Below are 13,184 nucleotides of genomic sequence, written 5' to 3'. Positions count from 1 at the left end.
ATGAGGGTTGGGCCGAAGGGGCAGGGCTAGGCTGGCCGCCGTCTGCCTTCTATGTTGGGCGTCATGCGGGTACCCGAACGGCGCGATGCATCTGGTCATGGGGAGCGGCTGACGCCCGCTGCGCTCGACGAACGTGACGGCGCCGAGGACGAGCCCATCCGACAACGACGTCGCCGTATCCGGGGACACCATCGGTCCGGTCGAGCGCGCGCCGGATCGCGTCCAACCACCGGCGAAGTGCGTCCGACGGATGCTACCGGGCGACCTCGCGCCCCGTTCCGCGCCGATCGTCGCGACCGCCGTCAGCCGAGCCGCCCGCACTCCATCCGATCCCCTCACGTGCCCACTGGCTGATGCGCATCGTCATCTGCGGGGCGGGACAGGTGGGGTTCGGCATCGCCGAGCGACTGTCCACCGAGGGGCACGACGTGTCCGTCGTCGACGTGCAACCGCAGCTCATCGCCAACGTGCGCGACCAGCTCGACGTGCGCGGCGTAATCGGGCACGGCTCGCACCCCGCTGTCCTCGCCCAGGCGGGCGCCGAGAACGCCGACCTCCTGATCGCCGTGACCCAGTCGGACGAGGTCAACATGGTCGCGACGCAGGTGGCGCACACCATCTTCCAGGTCCCGACCAAGATCGCGCGCGTGCGCGCCCAGTCCTACCTCGCGCCGATCTACCAGGGGCTGTTCGCGCGCGATCACATGCCCATCGACGTCATCATCTCGCCGGAGATCGAGGTCGGCGAGATGGTGCTGCGCCGCCTCTCGCTCCCCGGCGCGGTGGAGACCGTGCGCTTCGCCGACGACAAGATCATCGTCGTGGGGATCATGTGCGCGCCGGACTGCCCGGTGGTGGACACGCCGCTTCGCCAGCTCACCGAGCTGTTCCCGAACCTTGGCGCGGTGGTGGTTGGCGTCTTCCGGCACGGGCACCTCATCGTGCCGCACTCCGACGAGATGCTGCGCGTCGGCGACCTCGTCTACGTGGTCGTGCCACGGGAGCAGGTGCGCCGCACGCTCGTGATCTTCGGCCACGAGGAGCCCAAGGCGGGCCGTGTCGTCATCGCCGGCGGCGGCAACATCGGCTTCTACGTCGCCCAGCAGCTCGAGAAGCGCGAGCCGCAGACGCGCGTGAAGATCATCGAGGCCTCGCGCCAACGTGCGCTCTACATCGCCGACGCGCTGCATCGTGCGGTCATCCTCCATGGGTCCGCGCTCGACCAGGGTGTCCTGCGCGAGGCCGACATCGAGGACGCCGACACGATGGTCGCCCTCACCAACGACGACCAGGCCAACATCATCGCGTGCGTCATGGCGAAGACGTTGGGCTGCGCGCGCAACCTGTCGCTCATCAACAACGTCTCCTACCCCGCGCTCGCCAACGCGCTCGGCATCGACGCCTACGTCAACCCGCGCGCGGTGACGATCAGCCGCGTCCTGCGGCACGTCAGGCGCGGGCGGATCGAGAGCGTCCACTCGCTGCAGAACGGGTCGGCCGAGGTGATCGAGGCGGAGGCGCTGGAGACGTCGCTGCTCGTCGGCCGTCCGCTGCGCGCCCTCGAACTGCCCAACGGGGTACGGGTCGGCGCCATCGTGCGCCGCGGCAAGGCGATCGAGGTCAACGGGGACACCCAAATCGTCGCGCGGGACCGCGTGGTGATGTTCGCGCTCAGCGAAAAGGTGCATCAGGTCGAGCAGATGTTCCGCGTGAGCCTGGAGTTCTTTTGATGCGGATGAGCGGATGAGCAGGATCGCCTACGTCAACGGCCGCTACGTGCCCCACCCCGCGGCGCGCGTGCACGTGGAGGACCGCGGGTTCCAGTTCGCCGACGGCGTCTACGAGGTGTGCGAGGTGCACGAGGGTCACCTCGTCGACCCGACCCGTCACCTCGACCGGCTGAACCGCTCGCTCGGCGAGCTCGACATCCCCTGGCCGGTCGGCCGCGCAGCCCTTCGCGCCATCATGCGCGAGACCATCATGCGCAACCGCGTCGTCAACGGGCTCGTGTACCTGCAGGTGACGCGCGGCCGTGCGCGGCGCGACTTCGCGTTCCCTGCCAAGGGCACGGCGCCGACGCTCGTCGTGACCGCGCGCTCCGCGTCCCGCGAGACCGCCCTGAAGGTCGGGGAGGAGGGCATCGCCGTGATCACCACGCCCGACATCCGCTGGGCGCGCGTCGACATCAAGACCGTCGGGATGACGGCGCAGGTCCTCGCCAAGGAGGCCGCACGGCGCGCCGGCGCCAAGGAGGCGTGGATGGTCGATCGGGATGGCTACGTGACGGAGGGCGCGTCCTCCTCCGCATGGATCGTCACCGAGGACGGCACCTTGGTGACCCGGCCGACCGGCTCGGGCATCCTGCCCGGCGTCACGCGTCTCGCGGTGATCGACCACGCCGCCGCCAACGGGATCAAGGTCGAGGAGCGACCGTTCACGGTGGACGAGGCGAAGGGGGCGCGCGAGGCCTTCATCACCGCTGCCACCGCGATCGTGACCCCCGTGGTCAGCATCGACGGCACCGTGCTCGGAAACGGCCGCCCTGGGTCCATCGCGTCGGACCTGCGCAGCCGATTCCACGAAGGGGTCGAGCTTGCTCCCCTGCGTGTCGCGTGAGGCAGCCGCGTCACTGCTTCTTGCGTCCGGGTCGGTGAGGACTAGGTTATGCTATGCATGCATGCTGGTGCCAAGGGTCGTGGCTGTCGGTGACCGCGTGTACTTGTCATATGTTGCCATAGTGGATCGGACGTGGCTGAAAAAACACAAAGCCTACAAGACACGTTTCTCAACCATGTGCGCAAGTCGAAGACCCCGCTTACGATCTTCCTCGTGAACGGCGTGAAGTTGCAGGGCGTGCTGACCTGGTTCGACAACTTCTGTGTCCTGTTGCGGCGCGATGGGCACTCGCAGCTCGTCTACAAGCACGCCATCTCGACCATCATGCCGAACCAACCGGTGCAGCTGTTCGATCCCGCCGACGACGACGGCGGATCGGCGGCGCGCTGAGCGTGCGTCCGACGGGGGAGGAGCCCCGGGCACGGATCGACGCGCACGACACGGCCGCGAAGCCGACGCGGGCCATCGTTCTCCTCCCCGTGGTTCGCGGCGCTGAGGATGATCGTCGCGCGCCAGAGGGCCGGCTCGCCGAGGTCGTGGGCCTCGCCGCCGCCATCGCGCTCGACGTGGTCGAGGCGCGGGTGGTTCCGGTGCGTCGCCCCCGTCCCGGGACGCTGTTCGGCGCAGGCGCTGCCGACGAGATCACCGGGCTGGCCCGCGCGGCCGGTGCCGAACTCGTCGTCGTCGACCATCCGCTGACCCCGGTGCAGCAGCGCAACCTCGAGAAGGCGTGGGCCGCGAAGGTGCTCGACCGCACGGCGCTCATCCTCGAGATCTTCGGCGAGCGGGCGCAGACGGCGGAGGGCTCGCTGCAGGTGGAGCACGCCCACCTCACCTACCAGAGGAGCCGTCTGGTGCGCTCGTGGACCCACCTCGAGCGCCAGCGCGGCGGCTTCGGCTTCCTCGGCGGCCCGGGAGAGACCCAGATCGAGGCGGACCGACGGCAGATCGCCGAGCGGATCGCGCGCGTCGAGAAGGCGCTCGAGGAGGTCCGCCGGACGCGCTCGTTGGCGCGGGAGAAGCGCCGGCGCAACAACCAGCCGGTCGTCGCGCTGGTGGGCTACACCAACGCCGGCAAGTCGACGCTGTTCAACCGCCTTGCCGGTGCGCACGTGGAGAGCCGCGACCTCCTGTTCGCGACGCTCGACCCGACGCTGCGGCGCCTCGCCCTGCCGCACGGGCTGGAGGCCGTGCTGTCGGACACGGTGGGGTTCATCTCGCACCTTCCGACGAGCCTCGTCGCCGCGTTCCGTGCCACGCTCGAGGAGGTAACCCTCGCCGACCTCGTGGTCCACGTCCGCGACATCGCACACCCGGAGACCGAGGCGCAGGCTGCCGACGTGGTGGCGACGCTCGCCGGCATCGGGGTCGATCCCGGCCAGCGCGAGGTGCTCGAGGTCTGGAACAAGTCGGACCTCCTGCCGCCCGACGAGCGTGTTGAGCGCGCCGCGGCGGCGGCGGCGCAGGGCGCCGTCCTCGCGTCCGCCGCGACGGGGGAGGGGATCGACGCGCTGCTGATCGCGGTGGAGGATCGCCTCGCCCGCCGAGCGGAGGTTCGCGACGTGGCGGTGCCCGCCACGGACGGGGCGCTGCTCGCCTGGCTCTACCGCAACACCGAGGTGCTCAGCCGGCGTGACGGTGGACCGTCGGTCGAGCTCACGGTTCGCATCCCTGAGGCGAGGCTTGCCGATGCGTTGGGCCGGCTCGGGGAGCCGCTTCCAGGAGAGCCCGCGTCGGTCGGGCCGTGGCGACCGTGACCGGGGACCCCACGACGCGCGAGCCGGCGGTCCGCCTGTCCGTCGACCGTCGGGCCGAGGGCGCCGTCGCGCAGATCACCGTCGACAACGTGCGCAAGCTCAACGTCCTCGACCCTGCGCTCGCCGCCGCGCTGGTCGATCGGATCGCGGAGGCAGCGCGGATCGCCGACCTGCGCGCCGTCGTCGTCACCGGCGCCGGCGAGCGCGCCTTCATCGGCGGGGCGGACATCGGCGCCATGGCCGGCTTCGGTCCCGCGGCGGCGCACGACTTCATCACGAGCCTGCACAAGGTGTGCGAGGGGCTGCGGCGGATGCCGGTGCCGGTCATCGCACGGGTCAACGGCTGGGCGCTCGGGGGAGGGCTGGAGGTCGCTGCAGCGTGCGACATGCGCGTCGCGACCGACGCAGCGGGGTTTGGCATGCCGGAGGTGCGCGTCGGCATCCCGTCGGTCATCGAGGCGGCGCTCCTGCCGGGCCTCATCGGCTGGGGCCGCACGCGCGAGCTGCTCCTCACGGGACGCAGCTTCGACGCGGCCGAGGCCCTCGCCATTGGCATGGTCGAGCGCGTCGTCCCCGCCGACGCGTTGGACGACGCGGTGGAGGAGTGGCTTTCGGGCATCCTCGCTTCGGGACCGCGCGCCATCCGCCAGCAAAAGGCGCTGATCGGCCGCTGGGAGGCGTTGCCCCTCGACGAGGCGATCGCGGCCGGCATCGACGCCTTCGCCGACGCCTACGAGACGGACGAGCCGGTCCGGATGATGCGCGCGTTCATCGACCGGCGACGCCGGTAGCCGTTAGGCGCCGAACCCATGAACGAATGGCTTTCGATTGTGAGGGATGCTGCGGGCGCCGAGGGAGGGCGCCATGGCATCGCAGTTCTGGCGTTCCGATCAACAGTTTGCACGGCTGAAGCCGCTCTTGCCGACCGACGTGAAGGGCGTGCCGCGCGTCGACGATCGCAGGGTCATCTGCGGCATCGTGCACGTGCTGCGCTCCGGGTGCCGCTGGTGCGACGTACCGGCCTGCTACGAGCCGCGCACGACGCTCTACAACCGCTTCGTGCGGTGGGCTGAGCGAGGCATCGGGAACGACCTCTTCAAGGCGTTGGCACAAGAGGGCGGAGCCCCGGCGACACTCATGTTGGATGCCACCAGCGCGAAGGCTCACCGCTGCGCCGCCGGCGGAAAAGGGGGGCGGACGCCCAGGCCCATCGGTCGCTCACGAGGCGGGCGCACCACCAAGATCCCCATGGCGGTGGATGGCGCTGGACGCCCCCGACGCCTGATCGTTCGCCCTGGCCATCGCGGCGACGCGCCAGTGGCCGCCGAATGGCCGCCGACCTCATCGGCTCCTTCGCTCCGCGCTGGTGCCTCGCCGATGGGGCCTACGACGCCAAGGCTCCCGACGCCAAGGCCCTGCGCACGCTGGTCAGCGATCGCGGTGGCCTGCCGGTCATCCCCAACAACCCGACAAGGCGGACGAAACACCCCTTCGATCCGGTGCTCGACCGCGAACGCAACGTCGTTGAACGATCATTCCGCCGACTGAAGGACTGGCGGCGCGTCGCCACACGATCCGACAAGCTGGCACGAAACCATCTCGCCGCGCTGACCATCGCCGCCATCGTCGCATTCTGGTTATGGGTCTGGAGCCTAGTTGTTCAGTCCCGCGGTCAAGTGGACCGGCTCGCGGGTGAAGGCGGCTGGGTCGTCAGCGAAGGCGTTGCAGATGGCCTTGTATGGCGTGAGGCCTCGGAGTGTCTTGAGCCGGCGGGCGAAGTTGTAGGCGTCCAGGAAGGTTGCGAGGTGCTCGCGAAGGGCTGCGTGCGTGGGGTAGTGGTAGCGCCGCACCGTGGCATCCTTGATGGTGCGGTTCATCCGCTCGACCTCCGTTGGTCCAGCTTCGCTTGGTGAGGCGGTGCTCGGCCGGCGGCGGCGCGGTCGAACGTCAATCTGGCTGTGGGGCCATTCCGGTTCCTGGGAACAACTGGATGCCGTTGTCGGTCAGGACGCGGATCGTGTAGGGCACGGCAGCGACGAGCTCGAAGCGCGCCCTCGACGGTCGTCGCCCGCTCGGTGAGCCGCGCAAAGGCGAACTTCGATGTCCGGTCGATGGCGACGAAGAGGTAGAGCTTGCCTTCCCCGGTGCGGACCTCGGCGATGTCGATGTGGAAGAAGCCGATCGGGTAGGGCTTGAACGCCTTCCGCGACGACCGTCCGCCTTCGACGTCGGGCAGACGGCTGATGCCGTGGCGCTGGAGACGCAGGGTCGACCGCGACAGATGCGGGATCGACGCCTGAAGGGCGTAGCAGCAATCGTCGAGCGGCAAAAGCGTCTGCCGCCGGAAGGCAACCACGGCGGCCTCCTCCGCCTCGCAGCGCGATCGATCGCGCCGCCTTCGGGCCCATGGCGGCATCCTCGACGCTCAAGCGCTTGCGTTCGCCACCGTCTTGCGATCGGTAGCGCAGGGCTAGCTCTTTGAGCGGAGCTTTCGATCGCTGTATCGCCGCTCGCACGGCGTGCGTGGTCGTGGCGCTACCGTGGAGTACCTGGCCCATAGCTGCTCCCGAAGTGCGGCGGAGCCAGCTTCGCTGATTCCATGACACTCCGGGACCAGACACCTAGCCGCGCTCGTCGGCACCGCCGTCGAGCGCCGCCGGGCGCGACGTCAGGCTCGGCGAACAGCGTCGTGCGCAGGGTGAGCGGCCGCGTTCCCGACGTCGCCCACTTGCGGTGCGTCCACATCCACTGTTCGGGCGCGGCGCGGATCCACTCCTCGAACGCTTCGTGGATGCGCTGCGTGGCGACGGCGATGTCCCGCTCGCGGTCGTCGGTGTGCGGCACCTCGATGGGGCGCGCGAGCAGGCGGAAGTGCGCCCCGCCGGTGCGCATGACGGCGCCAGCAATGAGGGGACGCCCCGAGAGCCGCGCCAGCATCGCCGGCATCGGCGTCGCGAATGCCGGCCGGCCGAAGAAGCGCACCGCGATGCCGCGCTTCTCGCGCAGGTCCGCCACCAGCCCCACCGCCGCACCGCTGCGCGCCAGGGCGACCAGCCGGGCGCCGAGGTCCGGCCCCTTGCTGTGGAGGCCCGCCGGGTAGAACGGGGCGCGCAGGCGGCGCAGGTGGCGTTCGGCGAGCGGGTTGTGCAGCGCCTGGTAGACCCCGGCGAGCGGGATGCCTGCCCGTCGCGCGATGGCGCCGCCGACCTCCCAGTTGCCGAGGTGCGCGGTCGCGAGGATGACGCCGTCGCGGGACAGCGTCACCAGCGCATCGTGGTCCTCCGGCAGCGCGATGCGCGCCTCCTCGCGCAGGAGGGTGCCGAGCTGGAAGGCCTCGCCCGCCACGCGGCCGAGCTGCACCCACATCGCGCGGGCGATCGTCTCGCGCTCCGCGTGGCTCGTCTCCGGCAGCGCCATTGTAAGTTGCTCTACCGCTCGGCGATGGCGGGACGTGCGGCGCATGATGGTGCCCACGAGGCGACCCATGAGGGCGGACGCAAGGTCCACCGGCAGCCGTCCGAGCACCGCCCCCACCGCGCGCAGGAGGACGTACTGCGCGACGTGCTGGGGTCGCAGCGGCCCGGGCGAGGCACCGGCCTTGCGCCGGGCACGTCGCGGCGCCTCGCTTGCGGACGGTGTGGACGCGCGCGGTGCGGCCGGTCCCTGCGGCCCGTGCGCGGTGATCGCCCTAGTCCTCGGACGTCGCCCGCTCGGCGATGGCCGCGAACGCCTCGTCGAGCGTCGCGACGGCGTCGGCGAGGCGTTCGCTCCCCTCGGCTTCGTACGGCGCGAACACGGAGGAGGGCATCTTGTAGGCGAGCGTTCCGGTCCCGTCCGGCTCCTCCATCACCATGAAGCGGACCGGTGCCTCGATCATCGCCGCAGGCACGTCGCGGATGATCGTCACCGCGAGGTCGTTGCGGAAGACGCCGACGACGCGGTTGCCGGGGATGTTCTCACCGCGCTGGGCGGCGACCTCGGTCGGTCCGGCCTCGGTCACCAGGCCGAACTGCTGCGCCTTCACCTCGGCCTTCAGGTCCATGAGCAGCGTGTCGTAGGCCTTATGCGTCGGGTGGACGCGCCAGCCATCAGGCTCGCCGAGCACCGACTGCGCGAGGGTCGGTCCTGCGAGCGCCAGGAACGCCGCAAGGGCGAGGGGGGTGCGCATATAGTGCCTCCGTTGGCCGGCCCCCTCATGGCAGGTGCGCGTCTGCCGGTCCAGCGCACAAACCGGATGCAGCGCCGCGGAGCGTCCGGTAGACGTCTGCCCTGCCTGGTCGCTCACCCGGTCCCACCGAACCCGTGCGAGGAGCCCCGTTGCGCGAGGTCCTGTCCCTCACCGCGCCGTTCTTCGGGCTGGTGTTCCTCGGCTTCTGCGTCGGTCGCATCGCCAACCGGCCCGCGTCAGGGCTGGAGTGGCTCAACATCTTCATCGTCTACGTCGCGCTTCCGGCGCTGTTCTTTCAGATCTTGTCGAAGACGCCGGTGGAGGAGCTGTCCAACGTCGGCTTCATTGCCGCCGTCGTCGCCGGCACGGGGGGCGTCCTCGTCGCCGGCTTCCTCATCGCCATGGTGCGCACCCGGGGCGACGTGGAGCGCTCCACCATCCTCGCCCTCGTCGGCGGCTACGCCAACAACGGCTACCTCGGTCCGGGGCTCGCGATCACTGCGCTCGGTGCGTCGGCGACCGTGCCTGTGGCGCTCATCTTCGCCTTCGAGAACGTGATGTTCTTCGTCGCGACGCCGATCATGATGGCGATCGCCGGCGCGCAGCGCTCGAGCCCCTTCGCGACCGCGCGGCTCATCGTGACGCGCATCCTGACCCACCCGTTCATCCTTGCGGTGATCGCCGGGGCGAGCGCGGCGGCCCTCGAGTTCACGCCACCCCTCGTCCTGGGACGCCTGCTCGACATGCTCACCGATGCCGCGGCACCCTGCGCGCTGTTTGCCATGGGCGTCACCGTCGCGCTGCAGCCGCTGCCTTCGGGGAGGGCGATGGGCGACCTGTCGGTGTTCCTCACGATCAAGCTCGTCGATCCACCCGGTCGTCGCCTTCCTCGTCGTCGGGATGGCGGACGTCGATCCCCTATGGCTGACCACGGCGGTCCTCATGGCGGCGCTGCCGCCGGCGACCAACGTGTTCGTGCTGGCGACCCAGTACGGACGGGCGGTGGAGGCGGCGTCCAACGCGGTGCTCGTCGGCACCGCCGTCGCGGCGTTCACCGTGACGGGGGTGCTCTACGCGATCCGCTCCGGCGCCCTTTGAGGACCCATCACATGGCGCCGAGCCCGAACCGCATCATGGCGCGGCGCAGCGGACCGACCCCGCGAGCCGCCGACAGCGCCGCTGCCCGTGCCGCGGTCGGCAGGAACGCGCCGGTGAGGAGCGAGCGGTTGAGCAGGTCGACGCTCGCGGTGCGCAGCGCGACGTCGGTTCTGCGGCGCACGTCGTAGCGTGCCGGCAGGTCGGCGAGGCCGACGTCGCGCCGGCGCAGCAGGCCCGCGAGGGCCGCGACATCGCGGAAGCCGAGGTTGAGCCCCTGCGCTCCGATGGGCGGGAAGCGGTGCGCCGCCTCGCCCACGAGGACGACGCCGCGCGCGCCGAAGGTCAGCGCGACCAAGCCATCCATGGGGATGACGCCGCGCGGCCCGTCGACGCTCATGCGCCCCAGCACGTTGTGCGCGCGGCGCTCGATCTCGCGCGCGAGCGGTCCGGGATCGAGGCGCGACCACCGCTCCGCCTCCTCCGGCCGGCCGACCCACACGAGGGACGATCGCTCGCCCGGCAGCGGCACCAAGGTGAACGGTCCCGAAGGCGTGTGGAACTCCAGGGACGCGTTGCCGTGGGACCGCTCGTGGGACAGCGTCGTGACGAACGCCGCCTGACGGTAGGACCATCGTCGCGCGCGGATGCCCGCCGCGTCGCGCACCAGGGACTGCGCGCCGTCCGCCGCCACGACGAGGTCGGCGCTGACGGTTCGGCCGCCGACCGCGATGCGTCCGCGTGCGCCCGGGACGAACCCGTCCGCGATTTCGGCGATGCGCACGACGCCGGAGGCGGCGAGCTGGCTCGCGAGGGCAGCGTTCAGCGCGTCGTTGGCGATGTTGAACCCGAACTGGTCGAGCCCGACCTCGAAGGCGTCGAACGCCACCTCCGGCGCGCGGGGCACGTGGTCGGTCTGGTCGATGATTCGCATGGTGATGAGGGGCGCCGCGTGGGGCGCGGCGTCCGCCCACGCGCCGTGCGCCTCGAGGAGGTCGACCGAAGGCATGAGAAGCGCCGTCGTGCGCGGGTCGTGCGCGCGCTCGGGCGCGACGAGGGCCACCGTGTGGCCCGCCTGCACCGCGGCGAGCGCGGTGAGCGATCCGACCGGACCCGCGCCCACCACGGCGACGTTCACCGCAAGGTCGGCGGACGCGGCGTCGGGGTCGGGGGATGGAGCGCCGTGCATGGCTCGTCCTTGATTGGCAGCAGCCGCAAACCTAACGTCGCCGTGCGACACTCGGAGAGCAAATTATGACGCATGCCATCGTCGTCCATGAGACCGGGGGGCCGGAGGTCCTCAAGTGGCAGGCGGTCGAGGACCCCGTTCCGGGCGAGGGTGAGCTCCTGGTGCGCCACACGGCGGTCGGCCTCAACTACCTCGACACCTACTTCCGCTCGGGGCTCTACCCAGCGCCGAAGGGTCTGCCGATGGTCATCGGCAACGAGGCGGCCGGCGTGGTGGAGGCCGTCGGGCAGGGGGTCGACGCCTTTGAGCCTGGCGACCGCGTCGCCTACGGCTTCATGATCGGCTCCTACGCCGAGCGCCGCGTGCTCCCTGCCTCGCTGGCGCTGAAGGTCCCGGACGGCATCTCGGACGAGACGGCGGCGGCGATGATGCTGAAGGGCATGACCGTGCGCTACCTCCTGCGGGAGACCTACAAGGTCACCGCCGAGACGACGCTGCTGTTCCACGCTGCCGCGGGGGGCGTCGGCCTCATCGCAGGGCAGTGGGCGCGCTCGCTCGGGGCGACGACCATCGGCACGGTGTCGTCCGAGGCGAAGGCGGAGCTCGCGCGCGCCAACGGCTACGACCACGTGATCAATTACCGCGAGGAGGACTTCGCCTCGAGGGTGAAGGAGATCACGGACGGCAAGGGCTGCGACGTCGTCTACGATTCGGTGGGGCGGGACACCTACCCGGCCTCGCTGACCTGCCTGAAGCCCTTCGGGCTGTGGGCGTCGTTCGGCCAGTCGTCCGGTCCCATCGAGGGCTTCGACCTCGGCCAGCTCTCCAAGCACGGCTCGCTCTACGCAACGCGGCCCACGCTGTTCAGCTACATCCAGGGGCGCGAGCGGCTCGAGGCCAACGCCCGAGAGCTCTTCGACATGGTCGAGGGCGGGACCATCAAGATCCCGGTGGAGCAGACGTTCGCGCTGTCTGAAGCCGCGGAGGCGCACCGCGCGCTTGAGGGGCGACGCACGACGGGCTCCACCGTCCTGCTGCCGTGAACCTCCCGGCCTCGCTCGCTGGGGCCATCGGCGAGGCGGTCAAGGCGAGCGCGGACGAGGCGACGGCCTTCGTCCAGGCGCTCGTGCGCTTCCCGACGGAGAACCCTCCCGGCGACACCGCCGAGGCCACCGAGTGGCTCGCCACCGCCCTCGAGGGGCGCGGGCTCGAGGCGGAGCGGCACCCCGTCCCCGACCCGTTCGCGCGGCACTACGGGCGGCACGACGTCACCAACCTCCTCGTCCGGCGCACCTTCGGGCCGGGGCCGACGATCGCGCTGGCCGCGCCCATCGACACGCTGCCGGTGGGGTCCGGCTGGCAGCGCGAGCCGTTCGCCGCCGAGGTCAAGGATGGCGTGCTCTACGGCCGCGGCGCACGCGACTCCAAGGCCGACGTCGCGGCCTACCTGTTCGCGCTCGCAGCGCTCGAAGCGACCGGCACGACGGCTGGGACCGTGGAACTGCACCTTACGGCCGACGAGGAGTCCGGCGGCTTCCTCGGCCCCGCGTTCCTCCTCTCCCAAGGGCTGACGCGGCCCGACGCGGTGATCGCGGCAGGGACGTCCTACCAGGTCGTCACCGGGCAGGAGGGGGTCCTCCATCTCGAGGTGATCCTGCGCGGGGTCCAGGCGCATGCCTCCCGTCCCCAGGATGGACGCGACGCGCTCGCCGCCGCCATGCCGCTGCTGGGTGCCGTGTTCGCCGAGCGCCAAGGCGAGGGCCAGCCGATCACGGTGGGGCTGATCGACGGGGGTCGAGGGGTGAACGTGGTGCCCGACCGCGTGCGCTTCACCGTCGACCGGAGGCTCGCCGCAGGGGAGGACGGCGAGGCCGTGGAGCGCGCCATCGTCGCGCGGCTCGAGGCGGCGCACCGCGAGCGGGACGTGGAGCTCGAGTGCCGCCGGCTCCTCCTCGCCGAACCCGTCGAGCCGACGGCGTCGTCCGTGGCCCTCGCACGCACGATCTCACGGCACGCGGAGTCGGCGTTCGCGCGCTCGGTCCCCATCGCCTCGGCGCCGGTGGTGTCGGGCGCGCGGCACTATGCGCTGGCCGGCATCGCGACCGCGCTCTACGGCGTCGGGCCGCCCATCGTCGGCGAGGGGGTGGACTTCACGGGGGACGAGGGCGTGCGCCTGTCCGACCTCCACGTCGCGACGCGCGTGGTGGCACTCAGCGTCGCCGAGCTGCTTCTACGCTGAGGCGACCACGTCGGTTCGTGTGGTTCAGCAGTGGAGGGGGACGGTGCACGATGCCGGCGTCTCGAGCCCGTCGTCGTGACGGACATGTGCGCAGGCGTCGCGACACGCCGGGCGGAAGGC

Annotated in this window: 10 protein-coding genes and 3 pseudogenes; 9 read left to right on the top strand and 4 right to left on the bottom strand. The window is 71.1% G+C overall.

Features of this window, described 5'->3' with window-relative positions:
* Positions 1-353: 353 nt before the first annotated feature.
* From trkA to ACOOE8_RS18130, 6 genes and pseudogenes are all read left to right on the top strand, one after another.
* On the top strand, positions 354-1,730 hold the full coding sequence (gene trkA, locus ACOOE8_RS18155) for a Trk system potassium transporter TrkA (protein ID WP_420392798.1): 1,377 nt from the start codon (positions 354-356) through the stop codon (positions 1,728-1,730).
* Positions 1,731-1,743: 13 nt separating this feature from the next.
* Positions 1,744-2,616, top strand: coding sequence for a D-amino-acid transaminase (locus tag ACOOE8_RS18150; RefSeq protein WP_420392797.1), 873 nt, complete (start codon positions 1,744-1,746; stop codon positions 2,614-2,616).
* A gap of 132 nt (positions 2,617-2,748) precedes the next feature.
* A complete protein-coding gene (gene hfq / locus ACOOE8_RS18145; RefSeq protein ID WP_420392796.1) occupies positions 2,749-3,006 on the top strand; it encodes an RNA chaperone Hfq in 258 nt (85 codons plus the stop codon).
* Positions 3,007-3,008: 2 nt separating this feature from the next.
* A complete protein-coding gene (gene hflX, locus ACOOE8_RS18140) occupies positions 3,009-4,373 on the top strand; it encodes a GTPase HflX (RefSeq protein ID WP_420392795.1) in 1,365 nt (454 codons plus the stop codon).
* Entirely contained in the window at positions 4,370-5,164 is a 795-nt protein-coding gene (locus ACOOE8_RS18135; RefSeq protein WP_420392794.1) for an enoyl-CoA hydratase, read from the top strand. Before hflX ends, ACOOE8_RS18135 begins: the two co-directional genes overlap by 4 nt.
* A 73-nt stretch (positions 5,165-5,237) precedes the next feature.
* Positions 5,238-6,013: pseudogene (locus ACOOE8_RS18130) on the top strand (IS5 family transposase); the annotation flags it as partial.
* Positions 6,014-6,025: 12 nt separating this feature from the next.
* Here ACOOE8_RS18130 and ACOOE8_RS18125 read toward each other — a convergent pair.
* The 3 genes and pseudogenes from ACOOE8_RS18125 to ACOOE8_RS18115 form a co-directional block, all read right to left on the bottom strand.
* A pseudogene (locus ACOOE8_RS18125) lies at positions 6,026-6,931 on the bottom strand (integrase core domain-containing protein).
* Positions 6,909-7,898 (bottom strand): lysophospholipid acyltransferase family protein, encoded by a 990-nt coding sequence (locus ACOOE8_RS18120; protein ID WP_420392793.1) that lies wholly within the window; start codon positions 7,896-7,898, stop codon positions 6,909-6,911. Before ACOOE8_RS18120 ends, ACOOE8_RS18125 begins: the two are co-directional and overlap by 23 nt.
* Before the next feature lie 163 nt (positions 7,899-8,061).
* Entirely contained in the window at positions 8,062-8,541 is a 480-nt protein-coding gene (locus tag ACOOE8_RS18115; RefSeq protein WP_420392792.1) for a DUF302 domain-containing protein, read from the bottom strand.
* A 149-nt stretch (positions 8,542-8,690) separates the two neighbouring features.
* On the opposite strand from ACOOE8_RS18115, the pseudogene ACOOE8_RS18110 reads away from it, so the two are divergent.
* Positions 8,691-9,639 (top strand): annotated as a pseudogene (locus ACOOE8_RS18110) (AEC family transporter).
* Positions 9,640-9,646: 7 nt separating this feature from the next.
* Here ACOOE8_RS18110 and ACOOE8_RS18105 read toward each other — a convergent pair.
* Positions 9,647-10,825, bottom strand: a complete 1,179-nt coding sequence (locus tag ACOOE8_RS18105; protein WP_420392791.1) for an FAD-dependent monooxygenase — start codon at positions 10,823-10,825, stop codon at positions 9,647-9,649.
* A gap of 65 nt (positions 10,826-10,890) precedes the next feature.
* Here ACOOE8_RS18105 and ACOOE8_RS18100 point away from each other — a divergent pair, with 65 nt between their 5' ends.
* Both ACOOE8_RS18100 and ACOOE8_RS18095 read left to right on the top strand, forming a co-directional pair.
* Positions 10,891-11,868, top strand: coding sequence for a quinone oxidoreductase family protein (locus tag ACOOE8_RS18100; protein WP_420392790.1), 978 nt, complete (start codon positions 10,891-10,893; stop codon positions 11,866-11,868).
* Positions 11,865-13,064: a M20/M25/M40 family metallo-hydrolase gene (locus tag ACOOE8_RS18095; RefSeq protein ID WP_420392789.1), complete on the top strand. Its 1,200-nt coding sequence runs from the start codon at positions 11,865-11,867 to the stop codon at positions 13,062-13,064. The genes ACOOE8_RS18100 and ACOOE8_RS18095 overlap by 4 nt, the downstream gene beginning before the upstream one ends.
* Positions 13,065-13,184: the final 120 nt, after the last annotated feature.

Origin of the sequence: Acuticoccus sp. (genome assembly GCF_965213555.1) — a bacterium.
Lineage (GTDB): Bacteria > Pseudomonadota > Alphaproteobacteria > Rhizobiales > Amorphaceae > Acuticoccus.
The sequence above is the reverse complement of the archived record's forward strand: the minus strand, read 5'-3'. Positions and strand labels throughout refer to the sequence as shown.

Coding starts and splice junctions, on each gene's coding strand:
- ACOOE8_RS18100 (WP_420392790.1), top strand. CDS start 10,891: ATGACGCATGCCATCGTCGTCCATGAGACCGGGGGGCCGGAGGTCCTC.
- ACOOE8_RS18115 (WP_420392792.1), bottom strand. CDS start 8,541: ATGCGCACCCCCCTCGCCCTTGCGGCGTTCCTGGCGCTCGCAGGACCG.
- trkA (WP_420392798.1), top strand. CDS start 354: ATGCGCATCGTCATCTGCGGGGCGGGACAGGTGGGGTTCGGCATCGCC.
- ACOOE8_RS18105 (WP_420392791.1), bottom strand. CDS start 10,825: ATGCACGGCGCTCCATCCCCCGACCCCGACGCCGCGTCCGCCGACCTT.
- ACOOE8_RS18150 (WP_420392797.1), top strand. CDS start 1,744: ATGAGCAGGATCGCCTACGTCAACGGCCGCTACGTGCCCCACCCCGCG.